The 18,173-nt window shown below is 51.3% G+C and carries 22 protein-coding genes and 1 pseudogene; 11 read left to right on the plus strand and 12 right to left on the minus strand.

Annotation, left to right across the window (positions count from 1 at the left end):
• Nucleotides 1–199 precede the first annotated feature (199 nt).
• The 3 genes from JI735_RS17460 to JI735_RS17470 all read right to left on the minus strand — a co-directional run bounded on the left by JI735_RS17460 (nt 200) and on the right by JI735_RS17470 (nt 1,786).
• A complete protein-coding gene (locus JI735_RS17460; protein WP_202676238.1) occupies nt 200–547 on the minus strand; it encodes a hypothetical protein in 348 nt (115 codons plus the stop codon).
• A 23-nt stretch (nt 548–570) separates the two neighbouring features.
• On the minus strand, nt 571–1,473 hold the full coding sequence (locus JI735_RS17465; RefSeq protein WP_202676239.1) for an IS4 family transposase: 903 nt from the start codon (nt 1,471–1,473) through the stop codon (nt 571–573).
• A 169-nt stretch (nt 1,474–1,642) separates the two neighbouring features.
• Complete coding sequence (locus JI735_RS17470; protein ID WP_202676240.1) at nt 1,643–1,786, minus strand: hypothetical protein; 144 nt, start codon at nt 1,784–1,786, stop codon at nt 1,643–1,645.
• Nucleotides 1,787–2,137: 351 nt separating this feature from the next.
• Between JI735_RS17470 and JI735_RS17475 the strand changes: the two genes are divergently transcribed.
• Nucleotides 2,138–3,412 carry an erythromycin esterase family protein gene (locus JI735_RS17475; protein WP_039833499.1) on the plus strand — a complete coding sequence of 425 codons (1,275 nt, stop codon included), beginning with the start codon at nt 2,138–2,140 and terminating at the stop codon, nt 3,410–3,412.
• Here the strand turns inward: JI735_RS17475 and JI735_RS37380 are convergent.
• The 4 genes from JI735_RS37380 to JI735_RS17490 form a co-directional block, all read right to left on the minus strand.
• A complete protein-coding gene (locus JI735_RS37380) occupies nt 3,342–4,385 on the minus strand; it encodes a glycoside hydrolase family 13 protein (protein WP_325175518.1) in 1,044 nt (347 codons plus the stop codon). The two genes, JI735_RS17475 and JI735_RS37380, sit on opposite strands and share 71 nt — an antisense overlap.
• Entirely contained in the window at nt 4,382–5,188 is an 807-nt protein-coding gene (locus JI735_RS37385) for an alpha amylase N-terminal ig-like domain-containing protein (protein ID WP_325175519.1), read from the minus strand. The genes JI735_RS37380 and JI735_RS37385 overlap by 4 nt, the downstream gene beginning before the upstream one ends.
• Before the next feature lie 261 nt (nt 5,189–5,449).
• Nucleotides 5,450–5,971: a DUF3231 family protein gene (locus JI735_RS17485; RefSeq protein WP_039833500.1), complete on the minus strand. Its 522-nt coding sequence runs from the start codon at nt 5,969–5,971 to the stop codon at nt 5,450–5,452.
• A 214-nt stretch (nt 5,972–6,185) separates the two neighbouring features.
• A complete protein-coding gene (locus JI735_RS17490; protein WP_202676241.1) occupies nt 6,186–6,380 on the minus strand; it encodes a hypothetical protein in 195 nt (64 codons plus the stop codon).
• Between the two features lie 340 nt (nt 6,381–6,720).
• Between JI735_RS17490 and JI735_RS17495 the strand changes: the two genes are divergently transcribed.
• The 6 genes from JI735_RS17495 (at nt 6,721) to JI735_RS17520 (ending at nt 11,586) form a co-directional block, all read left to right on the plus strand.
• Nucleotides 6,721–7,341 (plus strand): GNAT family N-acetyltransferase, encoded by a 621-nt coding sequence (locus JI735_RS17495; protein ID WP_039833501.1) that lies wholly within the window; start codon nt 6,721–6,723, stop codon nt 7,339–7,341.
• Nucleotides 7,342–7,387: 46 nt separating this feature from the next.
• The gene (locus tag JI735_RS17500; RefSeq protein WP_039833502.1) at nt 7,388–7,954 is read left to right on the plus strand and encodes a TetR/AcrR family transcriptional regulator; all 567 of its coding nucleotides are present in this window, start codon (nt 7,388–7,390) and stop codon (nt 7,952–7,954) included.
• Nucleotides 7,955–8,163: 209 nt separating this feature from the next.
• The gene (locus JI735_RS17505) at nt 8,164–8,928 is read left to right on the plus strand and encodes a MerR family transcriptional regulator (protein WP_039833503.1); all 765 of its coding nucleotides are present in this window, start codon (nt 8,164–8,166) and stop codon (nt 8,926–8,928) included.
• Nucleotides 8,925–9,605: a GNAT family N-acetyltransferase gene (locus JI735_RS17510; protein ID WP_233475931.1), complete on the plus strand. Its 681-nt coding sequence runs from the start codon at nt 8,925–8,927 to the stop codon at nt 9,603–9,605. Before JI735_RS17505 ends, JI735_RS17510 begins: the two co-directional genes overlap by 4 nt.
• Complete coding sequence (locus JI735_RS17515) at nt 9,605–10,624, plus strand: alpha/beta hydrolase family protein (RefSeq protein ID WP_039833505.1); 1,020 nt, start codon at nt 9,605–9,607, stop codon at nt 10,622–10,624. Before JI735_RS17510 ends, JI735_RS17515 begins: the two co-directional genes overlap by 1 nt.
• Before the next feature lie 128 nt (nt 10,625–10,752).
• Nucleotides 10,753–11,586: a metallophosphoesterase family protein gene (locus JI735_RS17520; protein WP_039833506.1), complete on the plus strand. Its 834-nt coding sequence runs from the start codon at nt 10,753–10,755 to the stop codon at nt 11,584–11,586.
• On the opposite strand, the pseudogene JI735_RS17525 reads toward JI735_RS17520, so the two are convergent.
• Nucleotides 11,573–12,486, minus strand: a pseudogene (locus JI735_RS17525) (LysR family transcriptional regulator). The gene JI735_RS17520 and the pseudogene JI735_RS17525 sit on opposite strands and share 14 nt — an antisense overlap.
• 136 nt (nt 12,487–12,622) lie before the next feature.
• Between JI735_RS17525 and JI735_RS17530 the strand changes: the two are divergent.
• Together JI735_RS17530 and JI735_RS17535 are read left to right on the plus strand one after the other, a co-directional pair.
• On the plus strand, nt 12,623–12,931 hold the full coding sequence (locus JI735_RS17530) for a DUF1330 domain-containing protein (protein ID WP_039833507.1): 309 nt from the start codon (nt 12,623–12,625) through the stop codon (nt 12,929–12,931).
• Between the two features lie 13 nt (nt 12,932–12,944).
• The gene (locus JI735_RS17535; RefSeq protein WP_039833508.1) at nt 12,945–13,739 is read left to right on the plus strand and encodes an SDR family oxidoreductase; all 795 of its coding nucleotides are present in this window, start codon (nt 12,945–12,947) and stop codon (nt 13,737–13,739) included.
• Nucleotides 13,740–14,230: 491 nt separating this feature from the next.
• On the opposite strand, the gene JI735_RS17540 is transcribed toward JI735_RS17535, so the two are convergent.
• Nucleotides 14,231–14,632 (minus strand): LytR/AlgR family response regulator transcription factor, encoded by a 402-nt coding sequence (locus tag JI735_RS17540; protein ID WP_039833509.1) that lies wholly within the window; start codon nt 14,630–14,632, stop codon nt 14,231–14,233.
• Nucleotides 14,613–15,863 carry a sugar efflux transporter gene (locus JI735_RS17545; RefSeq protein WP_233475933.1) on the minus strand — a complete coding sequence of 417 codons (1,251 nt, stop codon included), beginning with the start codon at nt 15,861–15,863 and terminating at the stop codon, nt 14,613–14,615. Before JI735_RS17545 ends, JI735_RS17540 begins: the two co-directional genes overlap by 20 nt.
• Before the next feature lie 85 nt (nt 15,864–15,948).
• Between JI735_RS17545 and JI735_RS17550 the strand changes: the two genes are divergently transcribed.
• Nucleotides 15,949–16,881 (plus strand): AraC family transcriptional regulator, encoded by a 933-nt coding sequence (locus JI735_RS17550; protein WP_051051549.1) that lies wholly within the window; start codon nt 15,949–15,951, stop codon nt 16,879–16,881.
• A 30-nt stretch (nt 16,882–16,911) separates the two neighbouring features.
• Here JI735_RS17550 and JI735_RS17555 read toward each other — a convergent pair whose 3' ends face one another.
• Complete coding sequence (locus JI735_RS17555; protein ID WP_039833511.1) at nt 16,912–17,319, minus strand: cupin domain-containing protein; 408 nt, start codon at nt 17,317–17,319, stop codon at nt 16,912–16,914.
• Between the two features lie 45 nt (nt 17,320–17,364).
• Nucleotides 17,365–17,487 (minus strand): hypothetical protein, encoded by a 123-nt coding sequence (locus tag JI735_RS36935; RefSeq protein ID WP_267918906.1) that lies wholly within the window; start codon nt 17,485–17,487, stop codon nt 17,365–17,367.
• A 370-nt stretch (nt 17,488–17,857) separates the two neighbouring features.
• On the opposite strand from JI735_RS36935, the gene JI735_RS17565 reads away from it, so the two are divergent.
• On the plus strand, nt 17,858–18,046 hold the full coding sequence (locus tag JI735_RS17565) for a TetR-like C-terminal domain-containing protein (RefSeq protein ID WP_267919288.1): 189 nt from the start codon (nt 17,858–17,860) through the stop codon (nt 18,044–18,046).
• Nucleotides 18,047–18,173 lie beyond the last annotated feature (127 nt).

Here is an 18,173-nt window from a genome sequence, read left to right on the forward strand (position 1 = left end):
ATATAAGCGATGCAAAAGGATGGGGCTCCATCCGCGGACTGAAGCGGACAGAGGAGCACTAGCGTTGCATAAACACTGACATTAACCGCAATGACAATTGAATTTAGTGATTATTTTCACAATATATTCAGTCAAGAAGAAAATGAACGACCTTTCTTAAGCGTAGGTCATTGTCATCCATATTATTCCATAACACTCTTTATTTGTTGTTCTTGTTCTGCTCGATACCCGCTTTTTTCTGCTTCCGATCCACGATCCGTTTTTCGTTGACTGCTTTGGTGTAGGCTACTGGATGGTCGAGTGTCGGTGTTCTGCGCTTCGCCCCGGTCTTTCTTCGTCCTTTGGACGTTCGGGTCGGCCTTCGATTGAGCTCCTGGATGAATTCTTCCCACGTGTGCTCTTTGGCCGCATGAATTCGCAATCGTTTGAGGACTTCCCATTCTGTTTTCTCCGGCGCTTGCGTGTAACGAATGTACAGTGTCAGCGCATGGGCAATCAGAGAGAGGTACAAATGATTCCAGATTCCCTGCGGCTGGGTACTTTGCAAGCGAACCAACCGCAGATGCTGCTTCAGCCACTTAAAAAGAGTTCGATCAGCCACCGGTGCTTGTATATCTCTGCGATATCTTCGGCGGAGGCCTCCCATTGCGTGGTCACAATTCGGTACAATCGTCCCTTTTCATCCGTAAATTCGACGAGACGAACGCGTTGCTCCATCGCCGTATATCCGCTCCCCATTTGGACGGTGGCGTCCCGCAGGATGCGGCTTCCTTCCGGAACGGGGTGCTCGTGGAGCACATTGGCTTGATGGTGGTCGGCGATGCGCATCACAAAATTCAGCCCACCTTCAATCCAGCGGTCCATCCGCTCGTAGCATACGTACCCGCGATCCAGGACATAGGTGACCTCTTCCTCGTGCAGCAACAGATCCGATCCTTCGTAGTCACTCACATTCCCCGTGGAAGGCACCATGTGCTGAACGAAGGTATGTTCCGGGGAAGTCACCGCGTACGAGACATGAATTTTAACGCCGCAGCGGTCCCGCGTCACCCGGGCCCAGTCAGACAAAAAGGCAGGAAGTTTCAAGCAACTGGCATCCACAAGAAGTAACCGCCCGACTCGCTGAAGCAGCCCGCTCGAGGCAGGACGGGACAGGTTTTTGATAAGATGGGTTAGGGCATAAAACAGATGTTCCAGCAAGGCCGTAGGCAACTGATTCATCCGCCGGCTGACCTGTGAAGCACTAATGCTTGGAAGCCCTAGGAGTTCCTGCAGATCAGGGGAAGCGTCGAGCTGCCACGCATACTCGCGGTAGGATTCCCAGCGCAAAAGATGAGCGGTTACCGAAAGCTGCAATAGTGCGAGGGTACGCAGCTTTTTTACCCCATAGTCCAAAGGGACGCAAGTGGGGGACAAGGTAGGCAATAAAGAAAGGCATTGACGAATGACGGTCATTTTAGGTATGTTATCCATGGTGAGTCTCCTTTTGTAAAGTTGGGGTTGGATAACGACCTACATCTTTACAATAGGGGATTTTTCAGTTTATGCCCATGAAAATAAAATAAAATTTCACAAATATAGTTAATTTATCTAAATCAAATGTTGTGGGAGCTTTTATGCAACGCTAGTGACAGAGGAGCCCTTATTTTGCCAAAAATCTTACTTTTTCAGCAGTTACGGACTCAGGAGACGTTATATCGTTCATGGGGCCTGGAATAAAGGGGAAAGCGACAAATAAAGGCACCTGAGTCCGTTGTCCTGTGGAATAGCCGAATCTTCTATCCATAACGGCTCTCCTGTCCGTTACGGCTGCGGATTGATCGCGAAGGAGTAGGGCGATCCGTCTTTACCGGCTTCTTCGCAGGTGCTAGTTGGAAAAAGGGAACTTATTTTTCCGGAAATTAAGAAATCCTGAGAGTGAAGTGGAAAAAGTAAACTTAATTGGGCTACTTTTCTTGTCCAATGGCGAAATGGGCTGAATTAGTGTCCATTTTTCCACTTCATCTGCTCGAGGATAGGGTACTCCGGCAAATTAGTGTCCCTTTTTCCACTTAAAGAGTTGCCGTCGGATTCATGGGGAGTCGTTCTCCAGGTAACGCTAGAACCAAATAAATCGATAGCCAAAGGAGTAAGACACATGGATGATTCAACCCTTATGCAGGCCATTCGGAAGCTGGCGCGTCCTTTTGGCAGTGCTGAAGCATTGGACAGTCTGGCCGCTGAGGCTAAACATGCAAGTTATGTCCTGTTGGGGGAAGCTTCGCATGGGACCTCAGAGTTCTACAGCGTACGCGCCGAAATAACCAAACGGCTCATTGCGGAGGAAGGCTTCCGGTTCATCGCAGTAGAAGGTGACTGGCCGTCCTGTTACACGTTGAACCGTTATATCAAGGGGTACCCCGATGCCGCTTCCCATGCGCGGGAGGCGCTAAGCGATTACACCCGCTGGCCCGCCTGGATGTGGGCGAACCGCGAAATTCTCGAATTGGCCGAGTGGCTGCGCAGCTATAATGAAGGACGCCCGGACAGGGAGAAGGCCGGCTTCTACGGCATAGATATGTACAGTCTGTGGGAATCGATGGATGAAATCCTCAAGTATCTCTCGTCCAAGGGGAGTCCGGACCTGGAAGCGGCCAAACAGGCTTTTGAATGCTTCGAGCCCTTTGGCAGGGATGAACAGTCGTATGGGATTTCAGCGTCGTTGTATGGGGAGGGCTGTGAGGACGAAGTCATTGCACTGTTAAGCAAACTCCAGGATAAATGGAAAGACGTTCATCCGGCTGACCGGGAAAATGCGTTAAGCGCTGAGCTTAATGCGATGACCATACAGGGCGGGGAATCGTATTACCGGACGATGATCCGGCACGACGCCGCCTCATGGAATATCCGGGACCGCCATATGGTTGCAGCCTTGGACAAGCTGATGGAGTTTCACGGTGAAGCTACCCGGGCGGTAGTGTGGGAGCATAACACTCATATCGGTGACGCCCGGGCAACGGATATGGAGCAGGAACAGATGGTCAACGTGGGACAACTGCTGCGTGAAAAATATGGCAGCGCCGTCTATGCGGTGGGATTCGGCACATACCGGGGAACGGTAATTGCAGGAAGAGCCTGGGGGGCTCCGCCAGAAATCATGCAGGTGCCCCCAGCCATTAAAAACAGCTGGGAGGAGCTCCTGCACCGGGATGGGGCCGGGGACAAGCTGCTCTTGTTCGGCCGGGAAGAGACTGTACTGAACCAGAAGACAATCGGACACCGGGCCATTGGTGTTGTCTACCATCCTGAAAGGGAGCGGGGCAATTACGTTCCCTCAATCCTTCCCAAACGCTATGACGCTTTTATTTATCTGGATCATACCCGCGCGTTGGCGCCGGTTGAGATAGGGCTGGCGGCCGGTCCGTCGCTTTGATCAGAATCTTGTAGCCGTATGGAGCAAGATCCAGCACCACCTGTCCTTCCGAAGGAATAAGCTTCTCACCGTTCAGGGCATCCTGAAAGCGGTCTTCAAGAGGAAGGCGCAGGGTGGCAGGCTGCTCCGAGGGATTCAGTGAAATGACGAAATGGGCATCCTCATCCACCCGCTCATAGACGAAAACGCGTTCCTGCGGATTAGCCGTCAGGATGCGGAAACGGCCGGTCTGCAAAGCCGGAAACGCCTTGCGCAGCCGGATCAGAGACTGGTAGCTTTCGAAGAGATCGCGGTTCTGGCGTTCCTCCTCCCAGATCATACATTTGCGGCAATCCGGATCACCCTCACCCTCAAGACCGATTTCATCGCCGTAAAAGATGCAGGGAGTGCCTGTAAAGGTGAACAGGAAGGCGGTGGCCAGCTTCAGCTTTCTCGGGTCTCCGCCCAGCTGTGTGAGAATCCGCGGTGTATCATGGCTGGCCAGCAGGTTGAACAGCACCTCGTTGGCCTGCTGCGGGTAACGCATCAGAAGATTCCCGAGCTGCCCGCCAAAACGCCCGGCGTCTATATCGCCGTTGTTGAGATATTCAATTAAACGGCTGGTCAACGGGTAATTCATCACGGAATCGAATTGGTCTCCGTTCAGCCAACGCATGGAGTCGCTCCAGACCTCACCAATAATAAAAGCCTCCGGATTAATGTCTTTGACAAGCTTACGGAAGTCCCTCCAGAACGTATGGTCAATTTCGTTGGCCACATCCAGTCTCCAGCCGTCAATCCCCACTTCCTTGAGCCAGTAGCCGGCGGTATCCAGCAGGTACTTCCGGGCCTCAGGGTTCGTCGTATTCAGCTTAGGCATGTCCGCAAAAAAACCAAAGGCATCATAATTGGGCTTCCCGCCGGTAACCTTTACAGGGAAATTATGAATATGAAACCAGCCGGCATATTCCGAGTGTTCCCCTTCCTCAATCACACTTTGGAATTGGGGGATTGTGCACTGATATGGTTAAATACGGCGTCAAGAACCACACGGATCCCCTTGGCATGGGCGGTGGCCACCAGCTTCTTAAGCAGTTCCACATCACCGAAATCCGGATCGACCTTCCGGTAATCGGTAGTGTCATACTTATGATTGCTTGGCGCTTCGAAGATCGGCGTCAGATAAATGGCGGTAATCCCGAGCCGGGCCAAGTAATCAAGATGATCCATAATGCCTTGCAGATCGCCTCCAAAAAAGCTTTCCGCTGTGGGCGTATCTCCCCATGCCGCCACATTCACCGGGTCCTTTCCCGGATCTCCATTGGCAAAACGGTCCGGCATGATCTGATAGAACACGGCCGACTTGGCCCATTCGGGGGCTTTGAACAGGTCGGCCTCATGGATGTAAGGCCGTTCATAGTAACCTTCGGGCGGTGCTGGCGGTTCCGTAAAAAACCCGGTTTCCGTCATCCAGAGGGTCTCGTCTCCTGCCAGCATCCGAAAGGCATAAGAGAAACGCTTGTTTTCCGGCTTCACAGCCGTTTCCCAATAATCAAAGAACTGATCAGATGCTATTTTTTGCATCCTGTGCTCCTCATGATAATGCTCCCAGTCATATTTGTCGCCCGTGAGCGCAAAGACCTGGTCCACATTCGCTTTCCCTGTCCGGACGCGCAGATGGAAGGTATCCTTGTCATAGAGATACGCCCAGTTGCTGTGGGGAACATGATGTAGAGCTTCACGCTGAATCGTTGTACGGTTGCTTGCCGCTTGGAATGCTTGTTCTCTGGTATGCATAGAAGTCCCTCCCAAACACTCGAATGAAGTATATTATAGCCGTCCCACTCAAAAGTAAACTCCCGGTTCACACAAAAAGACCCAGTCCAGCGCTGAGCCGTTTGAACAGATTGGGTTTCACTTGGGCGGCTAATGATCTTGTACCCCGTTATTCCGGGGAGCAAATACATTATTACAGCGGAGATTGCCCGTTGAGTTTAGAGGCTATAAAAGACAAAGCCCTTTCTGTTCCCGCCTGGAAACGAAAGGGCTGAACCTGTTTTAAGCGTTCACAGTTTCTTGTCTTTTGACTTGAAGCGGCGGAGGAATAAGCCAGCCTTTTTCTTTAAGCATATTCAGAATTTTGACTCCTTGGGCTGCTTTGGTCATGTGATACTTGCCGAATAAGGCGCCGACATCCTCACGGATGCTTTGTCCCATCGCTTGGCTGCAGGCTACCAGGGAAGTGGCCACATCAGCGGCAATTTTGGCGGCAATTTCGGGATCTGTAAATCTTGCCCCCACGGGAATGTCTTCAAGCTTGGCCTGGGGTCTGTCGGGCAATGCCGGAGCAGTGCCGATACCGTTGTCTGTCAATAATTTGTCGCATTCGCTTACTTCCAGTTCAGCCTGATCAATCAATGCGCTCAGGATTTTTTTCAGATCATGGTCACCCGCATGGTTCAGAAAGGCACGGTAAAAGGAAATAGCCCCCTTTGCGACCATCGAAGCCTGCCAGACATTATAGATTTCTCCATAATGCATCGGTTCATCTTTTGCATTTCCGCCTAAAATCCCAGACATACATATGCTCCTTTTATCTTTAATTTTAGAAAGCCCGCGCCATCAAAAGCCCGCGCGGCCGTTTCTACTTGCTGCATAGTATGTCCTGGAGCAAACTAATTCATGTGAAACCTTTAGTTTCCGAAAATGATATCCTGCTTGCCAAGCCGTGAATCGTTCCAGACGGCAGCCAGCGTATCCGGGAATTTGGTGGCCGCAGTGATATAGTCGCCGATCAGCGGAACAGGCGTAGGAAAATTGCCGTTGGGATTGGTGGAAACGTCGGATATCCGCCGGTTGGCGAAGGAGACGCCGGCATTGAAAGACTCGGCGTAGCGATCGTTCCATCCATAAATTCATTGAAGTAATGAACTGCCACGATGAACGTGTCGGGAAAGGTATAGTCAATCGTCGGGGCTTCTGCGCTCATGTAGCCTGGTGCTTGCGGCAATACGGTAGTTGACCAGGTTGCTCCCCCGTCGATGGAGCGGTAAAAGCCCGTTAATGGCTGAAGCTGGCGGTAATGCTTTTATTGAAATCGAGAATCTGGGCCCGGTACTCAGCTTCTTATTACAATATTGGTCCTGATACATTATGTATTTTGGCATGTAAATGATTGGACGTAGCAGGAAACATTGCAGACCCGGATGTGAATCCTTGGTGTGACCCGTTAACAGGCTCTGTTTGACAAAAGGCGGGGATTCAGGTATTTTGGTACTATAAAAACTATTATAGTACCATTATAATTGTGAAACGGAAGGAGCTTTTATATGGATCATATTTCAATCACACATGGCAGCCCCAAATCGGCGTCCGGCGGCAGACTCCTGGGAATGGCACTGGATTATATGGCTTACCCGGTGATCGGAACGGCAGATAAAGCATTAATTGAGAACACCCTGCAAAAGTTATGGGTCCTCGGAAAAAACCGCTTCAGCCATCAATATGCTTTTGAAGCAAGGCTGGACAACAGAACGATAGGAATCGTCTCCTGCTACCCGGTATCTGTGATGGATAAGCTGGCTTGGCCCACCGCCCGGGAGCTGCTCAAACTGCGGAAATGGAAGCTCATCAAGCATTCGCTGCTGCATTTGCAGGAGCTGTGGTCTATGGTAAGCTTGAATGAGGGAAGAGCGGATGAATACCATATCGGAGCGCTGGCAGCTTTGCCGGAAAGCCGGGGGTACGGGGTAGGTTCCAAATTAATTCATTATGCAGAGGACAAAGCCAGGTTAAGCAACTACGGCAAATGCTCCCTGACCGTCCGGCAAGAGAACTTCCGGGCCATTAAGCTGTATGAGCGGCTGGGATACCGGATTACGGATTCCATCGAGAAGAAACCGTATTATCTGTACCGTATGGTAAAACCCCTCCCGCGCATCCTTACCTGAAAATTCAGGTGTAGACGGTATAGATGAAGGGTGGACTGGCAAGGACATGGACAACCAGGTCTATTTGAAAATTTTAAAATGCTTTGGAGCCAAAGGCACGCGGTTTACCACAGAGGATCTGGCGCGAGAACTGGGCACGAGTAAACGCACAGTGTATACCTACTTTTCGAGCAAGGATGAAATGATAGAGAAAACGATTGATTTTGTCTTTTCGCAGATTATCCAATCCGATACGGAAATCCTGGAAGATGCAGGACTCCCGGTTCAGGAGAAGATACGGCTTTATTTTCAGAATATCCCCGACGCCTATTCGATTGGCACGATTATCCGGCACATGGATGACTTTCAGCGGTATTATCCCCGGCTCTACGAGAAGGTGAATCATCACCTGGATAGGATCTGGGATGGCGTCATTGAACTGGTGGAGGAAGGGATGAACCGCGGCGAGCTGCACAAGGTGGACACCGTCATTCTTAAGCTTATGCTGAATGAGACTCTGAAGAAGCTGCTGGACTATGAGTTTATTGCGGGCCATCAGGTCAGCTTCGAATCCGGCATCAAGGCTATGAGTGATATTGTTTTATACGGCCTGATCAAAGCAGAACCATTGTAATCATAAAATGACGGGGATTGGCCGGAAGGCCGCCTAGGGCATGTTCACCGGAAGTATCCGGCGGGCATGCCCTTTTTAATATTTCTGTAAGGATATATTAGGGTCTCTGCAAAGAACCTTTTGCAATAAAAGATTGTGACATTGGCGTTGACCTTAGGCCAGACCTAAGGTGTATCTTAAAGAAGCACCGTGAGGAAGGAGTGAGGGACATGAGAAATGAGATTACCATCAGTGAGCTGGCCCAGCTTATGAATGTGTCCGTGCATCAGATCCGCTATTTCGAAGACAAGGGTTTGCTGCTGCCAGCTTATATTAGCGGCAACCAATACCGGATGTACAGCATGGAACAGATCTATCAGCTGGCCCATATTTTGCTGCTGCGGAAGCTGGGGCTGCCGGTTCAGGCGGTCAAGGCATGTATGACGGATTTTGGCCCGGACGAGATCCGGCAAATGCTCCAGACCTCTTTGGAGAATACGCAAGCGGAGATTCTGCGGCTCCAGCAGCTTCAGTTGTTTATAGGCAAGGTACTTCAAGAGCATCGCGACTTCGGTCAAGAGATGGAGGCTTACCGGGTTAAATGGCGGGAGGCCGTGAATTTGCGGCGCTGGTTCATGCTCAGTCCACAGACTGAACTGGCTGCCAGGCAGTTTGCCGGTAAGGCCGGTCCCGAGCTCAACTTGTTCGAAGCGGATATTCATTATGTGTTCGAGGGGGAAGGTCCTGCTGTACTCTGCACAGAAGCCACGGAGGAAGCCGGTCTGCTGCTGCCAGCCGGAGAGTATCTTTGCTTCCAATTCCTCGCAGCCGGTGAGGACGAACTGGAGCAGCGGATGGAGCAATTCAGTGCGTATGCCGCAGACAGAACCCTTCATAGGACAGGACCTCTTGTGCTCATTGAGAAATCGTACCTTTCCCTGTTCAGCCAGGACAGGCTTCATTATGAGCTGCTGCAGCGGATCGGAACCGTATGACTATGGCACAAAATCACATCACCATTGCGCCAATGCAGGCCAAGTACAACCGGCAGGTTAGCCATCTGCTTGTGCACGCGTTTCACAGCAAGTTTTATCCGTTGACGAGGCTTGAGCCGGGCGGGCTGGCGGCTTTGTTGGAACAGCTGCTGGATGCTTGTCCGGAAGAGCCGGCGAGCCAAAGGCTGGTTGCGCTTCACGAAGGGGAAGTCATTGGTACGTTATGCCTCAAGCGGAAAGCGGAGGCAGACAATATTCCGGCTATGGACAATGAACCTGCCCGGCTTCCGCCAATGAAGAACATCACCCGGGATGGGAAAAGGAAGATGTTCAAGCTGTTGACCGCCTTGCACTTTTTGGACCATAAACCGCAGGAGGGGGAATGTTATATCGCGGATCTGTCCGTTCATCCGGCGGCCCGCGGGCAGGGGGTAGGCAGGCAGCTGCTGCATTGGGCACAGCATTATGCCTGCAGTGATCCGCACCTGAACGTGCTGAGCCTGCATGTCTCCGGACATAACCTGGGCGCCAAGCGTCTGTATGAGCAAATCTCCTTCCGCACACAGGCGGAAAAGCGCAGCTTGGTGCGGCTTCTTCTTTTTCATGAATGGAGATGGGCGTATATGGTCCTGCCATTGCAGCAAACAAACATAGTTTCTGAACAAGAGGAGCCCTGATGAAAAGAAAAATGGGAATTGCACTCATCGTTTTGGTGCTCATCTGCGCAGGCGCGTTGCTCTATGTATTGGAGCAGAACACTTTTGATATGAAGGAGCAGTCCATTGAGATTTCCTCTCCGCAGGGCAAATTAACCGGCACACTTGTCCTGCCCAGGAAGGCGGCCGGCAAGCTGGGGCTTGTGCTGTTCATTCACGGCGATGGAGCGATTAATGCTTCCCATGATGACGGCTATAAGCCGCTATGGGAGAGGCTTGCTGCGCAAGGGTATGCTTCGCTGTCGCTGAACAAGAGAGGCATTGGCGGCTCCGAGGGGAATTGGCTCGGCCAGAGCATCGATGACCGGGTAGACGAAGCGCGCCAGGCGCTGGCCTGGGCCAGGACACAGCCGATGATTGACCCTTCACGGATCGGGGTGTGGGGAGCCAGCCAGGCCGGATGGGTGATCCCGAAGCTTGCGGGGAAGGAGCCGCTTGCCTTCAGTATTCTGGTATCTCCGGCGATCAACTGGCTAACCCAGGGCGAGTATAATACACGCAGGCAGATGGCAAAGGACGGATACTCCGGGGATGAAATTTCTGCACGGGTATCATATGAACAGCAAGTGAAGGAGCTTTTGAAAGAGGGCGCTACGTATGAGGAATATGTACAGGCCGCACATAAGGACGATGTGATGTCCCGGGAGCGCTGGACTTTTGTGAGCAAAAACTTCAGAGCCGACGCAACCGCCGATCTGCAGCACTTCAAAACTCCTGTGCTTCTGCTGCTGGGGGAGGAGGATGTGAATGTAGACTGGAAGGAAACGGAACAGATATACCGCCAAAAAGTAAGCGCATCCTTGCTCACGGTTAAGGTTTTCCCGGATACCGAGCATTCCATGCTGGCTACCCGAACCGCCGGTTCCAGGCTGCGTGCCGTACTCATCAGCCTGTTCGCGCCAAGACAAATTACGGTTAACGGGTATATGGAGCAAATTGAACAGTTTCTGCAGGAAATGAAACGGACTTCCGGAACATAGGAATACAGCTTGGCTGCTGGCTGTTATTTTCTCCGGCCCCGCCTCTTTTTGTCCAAGATATGTAACCTGGTATTGAATATACATACTATTACATATTATTAACCGATAAGAGAGAGGCGGGAAAAGCGATGAAAAAGCAGGCTTCACCTGTCAAAAAAAGAACTCTGTCCTCCAGAACTGCACGTGCACGGACAGCCGGCCCATCGGCCAAAGCCCAGATTATCCGTTTTGCGGTGATCGGGGACAGCCATGTGGGATATGGGAACAGCTCCAGCATCTTCAAGAATCTTCTGCCTAAAGCGGTCGCTGGCGTGAAGCCGAGGTTTGTGATATTCGGAGGCGACAACGCGCAGGCAGGTGCGGATCATGGGAATCATGCGGATGCTTTTTACAAAGACTTCAAGGATACCGTGACCAGCACACTTGGCAATATTCCTTACAAAGCTTCGATAGGCAATTGGGAGGCAAGTACGGTGAATCTGTTCACCAAATATCTGGGGGCCGTCTCAGGGAAAATGAATTTTCCGGGGACACAGGGCAAGGTGAAGTATGTGTGGCTGGATTGTGCGCTCGGACGGTTCACTCCAGCCAGTATAAATCTGCTTACGAATCTGGATGACCAGCATTATTATATTATTGATTTTCATTGGCCCTTGAAGGTAAGCGGGATTACGGTTGAGTCCAGCCATGTGTTAAGCGGGGCCGAGACGGGCAGATTTTTTGCTTCGATTCCTGCCAAGGCGAGAGACAAGGTGCTGGCGATTTTTACCCACCATGGACATTTATTTTACCGCAAGCTTAACAATATCTACCCCGGCTTTACCCAAACTAAGTTTTTCGTCTGCGGGTGCTCCGGGGATTATAAATGCAAGCCGAACGGGGACCGGGGTTACTATGATGCAGCTTTGACGATCAACGGGAATCAAGCCAGTATTGAAGCGTTTCGGATTAAGGCTGTGTAGTTGTGGCGGAGCTGGACTGCAGCTGTTCAATAAAATGGATAAATGCTTTGGCCGCTGCCGGAAGGTAGCGGTCTTTTCTCCATTTGAGGCCGATTTCCCATACCCAGCCTTCCTCGGCTATCGGAATCCAGGCGAGCCCCTCCAGCATGAGCCCCGGCGTTTGCGGAAGGACAGATACGCCGAGTCCTGCTTTGATGAAGCCGGCTACTGTGACCAGATCCTCTGCATCGTAGGTGGAAGCGAGCTGAAATCCGGTATTTTCGAAGCGGGCGGTGATGGTGGCTTTGAGGCCGCAGTTTTTTTGAGACCGACAAAAGGTTCGCCGGACAGCTTGGTAAGACTAAGTGAAGACTGCCGGGCAAAGGGGTGACGGGCAGGAACAACGATATATAACGGTACCTTCTGAATAATCAGCCATTCGTGCTTCATCACGGTGGATTCCCGGGAAGTGATTATCAGGTCCGAGCTGCCCAGCTCGAAATGCTCATCCAGATCCCCAAGGTTGCCCTGAAACAAATCAAAACGGACCTTAGGGTGCTCCTGCATATACTTCTGGACGAGGTTAGGCACCAGATCCACTCCAAGAATGTTCAGATAGGATATGGAGATCAGGCCGGTATCCGGATCGCACCACTCTCTGATCTCCTGCATCCCGCCTTCAATGCTGCGCAGCGCCTCTTCCACCCGCTTGGCGAACTGCACCCCGTAACGGTTAAGCCGGATATTTCGCCCGCCCCGGTCAAACAGCGGCAGCCCCAATTCATCCTCCAGCTTGGAAATGGCATGGCTTAAGGCAGGCTGGGTCAGGTTAAGGGCCTTGGCGGCCTTGGTCATATGCTGAAGCTTGGCGACGGTAATGAAGTATTCCAATTGTGTGAGTTCCAGAAGAAGCCCCTCCATTTTATATGAATAATAGTAATCAATCAAATGAATAAGATAAATTATACTTATATGAAAAGGCGATGTAAACTAACGTTGTGCCTGACAAGCAGACACAGCAGTACAACCACTTACAGGACATGAACGGAGGGGAGCAATGAGCGCCTATGTTATTTTTATCCGTGAGCAGAGCCATAACCCGGAAGAGCTCCGCATCTATTCACAAAAAGCGCCTGGCGGTCTGGCAGGCCATCCCGTAACCCCGCTTGCGGTGTATGGAACCCATGAAGTGATCGAGGGTCCCGCTATTGAAGGAGCGGCTATTCTTGAGTTCCCCAGCTTTGAGGAAGCTAAGGTCTGGTATTACAGTCCCGCTTACCAGGAGGCGGTACAGCATCGGCTCCGGGGCGGGACCTACCGCGGGATCATTATTGAAGGCGTGCCCGCAGCCGCATCACAATCATAAGGAGGAAGCAGAAATGGCAGCAGCTTATAAAGACCCGTTACATGAATTTGAAGGGAAAAGAGTACTGGTGACCGGAGGAACCCGGGGCATGGGAGAAGCCATTGCCAAAAGACTGGCAGCCAGCGGAGCAACAGTACTGACGACAGCCCGCACGCTGCCTGCTGATCTTCAGGAGCCGGGGCTGTTCGTGCAGGCGGATATTGCCACACCTGAAGGAGTGGAGCAGGTCGTTCACGGGGTAAAAGAAGTGCTCGGCGGGATTGATATTCTGGTGAACAATGTGGGAGGCTCCAGCACGCCTCCGGGCGGGGCGCTAGTCCTGACCGATGAAGACTGGCTGCAGGCCTTGAACTGGAATCTGCTCGCCGCCGTCCGGCTGGACCGAGGGCTGCTGCCGATGATGCTGGAGCAGGGCTCCGGTGCCATCGTCCATATTTCCTCTATTCAGAGACGTCTGCCGCTGTATGAAACTACACTGGCCTATGCCGCAGCCAAAGCAGCTCTGTCCAACTACAGCAAAGGCTTGTCCAATGAGTTTTCGCCGCGCGGCATCCGCATTAATACCGTGGCTCCGGGCTTTATCCAGACCAAGGCGGCGGAAGCGATGATTGACCGGATTGCCCAGACGGCAGGAAGCCGCGAGGCTGCCTTACAGCAGCTGATGGATTCACTTGGCGGCATCCCTCTTGGCCGTCCCGGCCTGCCGGAGGAGGTTGGTGAGCTGGTGGCATTCCTGGTGTCTGACCGGGCAGCTTCGATTACAGGCAGTGAATATGTGATTGACGGAGGAACGATTCCGACGGTGTAACTGGGGGATTAGCGTTTTCTGGAGGGAAATCTAATAGAAACGTTAGAAGAAGAGGGAGTGGATTTGCTGCAAACCAGCCGGTGACGGCTGGTTTTGTTCTTGTATAGGAGATTATACAATGTCAAAAAATGCGGAGATTTTGGAAGCCTCCGAGGATATAAGCGATGCAGAGGATTGGGCTGCTTCAGCGGGCTGAAACGGACAGAAGCGGACAGAAGCGGGCTGAAGTATGTTCGCCCACAAAAGGGAGTGGCTGCTTAAGTGGAATTAGTGAACCTAAATGGGCTTAAATTGCGTTACACCGAGGCATTAGTTGGAAAAAGTAGACTTATTTTTAGTGAAATCACCTCCTAAGAGGCAAATCGGCCGGATTAAGTGTACTTTTTCCCACATGCGTTTGTTGGAGAAGGGGATGAGGAGATTTAAGTTTACTTTTTCCACTATAGCCGGCTTTTGCTGCTTGCAATCAGGGGCCCTTCCCCTCCAATCCACTACCTCGCAGGAGTAACCCCCGGCTCACCATACAAGCATTCTTGCCTTATGCCATTGGCCGCTCTAAGTACAGCATATTTCAACTCTTCCTTGGCAACAGGCTTGAGCAGAGTGTCCATCCCGCCTTTACAGAAGGCATCGAGGATAAATTCATAGCTGCTGGTGACAATGATTGTGCCATGAGTCTGGCTGGCATTCACCCGTTCCAGCGCACTTGCTTCGCTGATCAGCAGCTTGGCATCCGTCACAATGATATCCGGGTTATGGCGCTCGATCAGCCGGATGGCCCCGGAATCACAGGCGGCTTCCAGAATCGCTTCATATGCAAAGGGCAGCGTCTCCAGCAAAAGCTTCAATTCACTGCGCATTTGGGGGTTGTCGTCAACAAGTATGATTTTCATTGCAGATTCCTCCTGTTATGTGATACTGGTTGAATGGGTGGCCTCTTCTGCCGCCGAATGCCGGGGAGTGCAAGCAAGGCCAGAGAGACCATTCCCAGCAGCAGGCATACCCAATAGGCGTTTCTGTACCCGAACCACTGCGCCGCCGCTCCCCAGCCAGGCTTCCAAACAGCCTTCCGATGGTAGTGGAGTTGGTGTACAGCGTTGAAGCATATCCGGGCAGGTCCGGGAGTAAATCCTGAATATAGCTGATGCCAATGGCAGAAATAACTGCTACGAAGAAGGCAAGCAGCACCTGTCCGGCGAGGATTTGCCACAATGAAGTTGAGAACAGCACGACAATGTAGTAAGCCGCTCCCAGCGCAATCCCCCAGACCATAAGCAGGCGGGCGGAATATTTGGCGGACAGGAGGCCCAGTACAAGCATCAGCGGGATCTCAAGCAGTGCGCAAATACTCGATACCGATGCCACATTCTGTGTGTCCCCGCCGAGCGTGTCTGTAATAAACAAGGAAATGTTCAAGTTGTTGATCCAATGCCCGGAATAGAGCAGCGTCAATACCAGAAAGGGAATCAGGACCCGGGAGTTCTGAAGGAGCCTGACCCGCTGCTGCTGCTTGCTGCCCGCGGTTTGCGGCGGAGCGGCAGGGGCTTTTACAAAGATCATAATCAGCAGGGCGTTCATCAAAAAAATCAGCACAGTGCTCATGAAGATCCCCGGGAATCCGAAATAATGGATCAGAGCTGAGCCGGCCAGCGGACCGGCAATAAAACCGAGTGAAAACATGGAACGAAGCGTAGAATTGGCAAAAGCGTGATCTGCGGACTTGCTGGCATTAACAGCCTCACGCGCACTGGCGAACAGCTGTGGCATGGCCGGAGCGCCAAGAGCTGTGAATACGGCCATATACAGCAGCAGCCCATAGAACTCATGGATCAAGAGGTAGCCGGCAAAAGCAAGCGCATTAAAAAACATGGCGGTGACCATCAGCTTTTTACGGTTCAATCCGCTGTCGGAACGTTGGGCAATCCACATGCTGAGCCATACGCCGCTTATGATGGTTATTGCTGTGAAAATACCAAAGGTGCCTGCGGATACGCCAAGCTTAGTTGTGAAGTAAACAGCCAAAAAAGGGGAGCTGATGGATATAGCCATCCCCTGCAGCATCATGCAGCTCAAAAAGACGGGATAGCCTGGAATCAGGAAAAGATTACGGGTTCGTTTCAACATATCAGCGATAGTATCTCCTTCAGAAGCAGCTTGCAGCTTTATCTTTCATTTGGTTATAGTATAGTTAATTGCCGATGATTAAAGAATGTTTTATCTGCTCGAAAATCTCTACTATTTGGCTGGGACGGTGAACACCATGGATTTGAGGCTGCATGCCTGCGCGTACTCTTTTCATACCCTTCCATTTAAAACCTCCTTTACACCACCGCCTTTTTTTCTGTTCCGGCTGCAGGTAGTGGGCAGCTGCAGAGCGCTGGTGAACGGGAAAATGAGTATCATTGAACCTGGAGATCTGCTGATCTACCGCCCCGGAGAACCGTACCATTTAGAGGTGGAGGAAATGGACGGGAAGATTGAGAGCGGCGATTACTATCTGCTGTGCGAAGGCTCATGGATCGAAGAGTGGTGGAAGGCCCAGTCCCGTCCGATCCAGCAGCGGATACATATGGATACCGGAATGCTGTCCTTATGGCAGCAGCTCTATATCGAGCAGCACCGGATCGTGCAGAGGAATCCTGAACTGATCCGGCATCTGCTCTGCGCTTTATGCTTGTCGCTAGACCGCTTAGCGGTAGATGCCGTCTCCCGGCAGGACCCGGAGGGGCGTTCCAATGAGCTGGTGGTGCTCATGCGGAGGTACATTAATGTTAATGCGCTGCGCCGCTTGCGGGTGGAAGAGGTTGCCAGGGCTGCCGGGCTGAGCGTGTCCCGGGCGGTCCATCTTTTTAAAAAGCTGACCGGCTTTACGATTATCCGCTATACCCAGGAGATCCGGCTGTCCAACGCCATGGAACGTATCCGCTATACCGACTTAAGCCTGGAAAATATCGCCGGGACCTGCGGATTTGGCACGTACTCCTATTTTCACAAGGTGTTCAAGGCCAGATACGGCATCTCACCTAAGGAAGCGCGCAACCGGCCGCCTGATTCTATGCTGGAAGGCACCTATGTCATTCCCGGCGGGGATCAGAACCTCTCCGGACTTTCGGAAGATGCGCGGAAGTTTTTGACGACTTGAGGGTTGCCCAATGATACGTTCATTGAAGACTTAAAGCTTGTTATACTGCTCATCTGAGACTGGCTCCAGCCATTCCGGTGTACCTGCAGTGATTGCAAGATGTTCAAACCAACTGTCAGTTGCTGCACCATGCCAGTGTTTAACACCATCATGGGTAACAATAACATCACCTGCTTTCAGCAATTGGGCTGGTTGTCCTTCTTCCTGGTACCAGCCTTCACCGCCAGTTACTAATAACAGCTGAAACCCATTACGGTGGATATGCCAGTTATTCCGGCAACCCGGTTCAAAGGTCACGACTCCAACCCCAACATTAACTTTAGGATCGGCAACCAACGTTTTTAGGTAACTTTGTCCGACAAAGTATTTGGCAAAAGCTTCATTCCTCTCTCCCTTGGGGAAAATCACGCCATTTTTGACTTCCTCATGTTTTGTCATTTTGCATCCTCCAATACAAGCATCAATATAAGATCGTCGGGCTGATCAATTTACTTTGTTTTTCTCCTCAAAGACCGGGAAGAAGCTATGCTCGCCATATTTCCCGATGTCCTCAACATTTTTCAACGTCTCCATATCTGCACCGCTGATAACAATCAAGCTCTGCATTGATTCTCATGTGATCCGGATTCGCCGTCTTAGGAATGACTACAAGACCAAGCTGGATATCATATTGCAGGGCTAAGTTGAGCTACAGTTACTCCATACTTCTTTGTTCTCCGCGAAATAACGGTTCTCCTCACGGAATTCATTCCAAGGCTGGAGGCTAAACTGCACCCAAGGCTGAGTATGCCGATCCTCACGTCTCTAACCACGACTTGCCAATAATAATCGATATTGATCGACTAATCGACATATGTATATAATAGATCAATCTCATTTGCATACAATCGTTAATTTTAGCGGATTCGTCGATTACTCGACACATCGTTGACAAGTGTAAATTAATTCAAGGAAGGCTCTTTTTCTTCAGTTTATTATCGAAGAGTTCAATGAAGAGGTGGACCCTTCCGAAGAGCGGAATCTGGAATTAACAGAAGTGGTCATGCTGCAATTTATGGGAACTGCTTATGTAGGGGTGGTTGAATGGTGGATTACGCACGGGATGCCCCATTCGCCTACAGAAATGGCAAAGCAAGTAGGGATTTTGTTAGAAAGAATTGTGTAGCGGCTATTCTCCCAAACAGGTTTAATCTGTTACAGGATCAAGGTCGGCCGGATTAGAGTTTGCTTACTGAGCAGGTTCATTGACAGCTGCTGTCCGCCCGCCTATACTTATTTCCAAAAGGACGAAG

Origin of the sequence: Paenibacillus sonchi (assembly GCF_016772475.1) — a bacterium.
GTDB classification, from domain to species: domain Bacteria; phylum Bacillota; class Bacilli; order Paenibacillales; family Paenibacillaceae; genus Paenibacillus_AQ; species Paenibacillus_AQ sonchi.

Coding starts and splice junctions, on each gene's coding strand:
- JI735_RS17530 (WP_039833507.1), top strand. CDS start 12,623: ATGAGCGCCTATGTTATTTTTATCCGTGAGCAGAGCCATAACCCGGAA.
- JI735_RS17500 (WP_039833502.1), top strand. CDS start 7,388: ATGGACAACCAGGTCTATTTGAAAATTTTAAAATGCTTTGGAGCCAAA.
- JI735_RS36935 (WP_267918906.1), bottom strand. CDS start 17,487: ATGCAGAGCTTGATTGTTATCAGCGGTGCAGATATGGAGACGTTGAAA.
- JI735_RS17535 (WP_039833508.1), top strand. CDS start 12,945: ATGGCAGCAGCTTATAAAGACCCGTTACATGAATTTGAAGGGAAAAGA.
- JI735_RS17545 (WP_233475933.1), bottom strand. CDS start 15,863: ATGTTGAAACGAACCCGTAATCTTTTCCTGATTCCAGGCTATCCCGTC.
- JI735_RS17465 (WP_202676239.1), bottom strand. CDS start 1,473: ATGGATAACATACCTAAAATGACCGTCATTCGTCAATGCCTTTCTTTA.
- JI735_RS17475 (WP_039833499.1), top strand. CDS start 2,138: ATGGATGATTCAACCCTTATGCAGGCCATTCGGAAGCTGGCGCGTCCT.
- JI735_RS17505 (WP_039833503.1), top strand. CDS start 8,164: ATGAGAAATGAGATTACCATCAGTGAGCTGGCCCAGCTTATGAATGTG.
- JI735_RS17495 (WP_039833501.1), top strand. CDS start 6,721: ATGGATCATATTTCAATCACACATGGCAGCCCCAAATCGGCGTCCGGC.
- JI735_RS17520 (WP_039833506.1), top strand. CDS start 10,753: ATGAAAAAGCAGGCTTCACCTGTCAAAAAAAGAACTCTGTCCTCCAGA.
- JI735_RS17550 (WP_051051549.1), top strand. CDS start 15,949: ATGTTTTATCTGCTCGAAAATCTCTACTATTTGGCTGGGACGGTGAAC.
- JI735_RS17510 (WP_233475931.1), top strand. CDS start 8,925: ATGACTATGGCACAAAATCACATCACCATTGCGCCAATGCAGGCCAAG.
- JI735_RS17485 (WP_039833500.1), bottom strand. CDS start 5,971: ATGTCTGGGATTTTAGGCGGAAATGCAAAAGATGAACCGATGCATTAT.
- JI735_RS17515 (WP_039833505.1), top strand. CDS start 9,605: ATGAAAAGAAAAATGGGAATTGCACTCATCGTTTTGGTGCTCATCTGC.
- JI735_RS17555 (WP_039833511.1), bottom strand. CDS start 17,319: ATGACAAAACATGAGGAAGTCAAAAATGGCGTGATTTTCCCCAAGGGA.
- JI735_RS17490 (WP_202676241.1), bottom strand. CDS start 6,380: ATGAGCGCAGAAGCCCCGACGATTGACTATACCTTTCCCGACACGTTC.
- JI735_RS17540 (WP_039833509.1), bottom strand. CDS start 14,632: ATGAAAATCATACTTGTTGACGACAACCCCCAAATGCGCAGTGAATTG.
- JI735_RS37385 (WP_325175519.1), bottom strand. CDS start 5,188: ATGCATACCAGAGAACAAGCATTCCAAGCGGCAAGCAACCGTACAACG.
- JI735_RS17470 (WP_202676240.1), bottom strand. CDS start 1,786: ATGGATAGAAGATTCGGCTATTCCACAGGACAACGGACTCAGGTGCCT.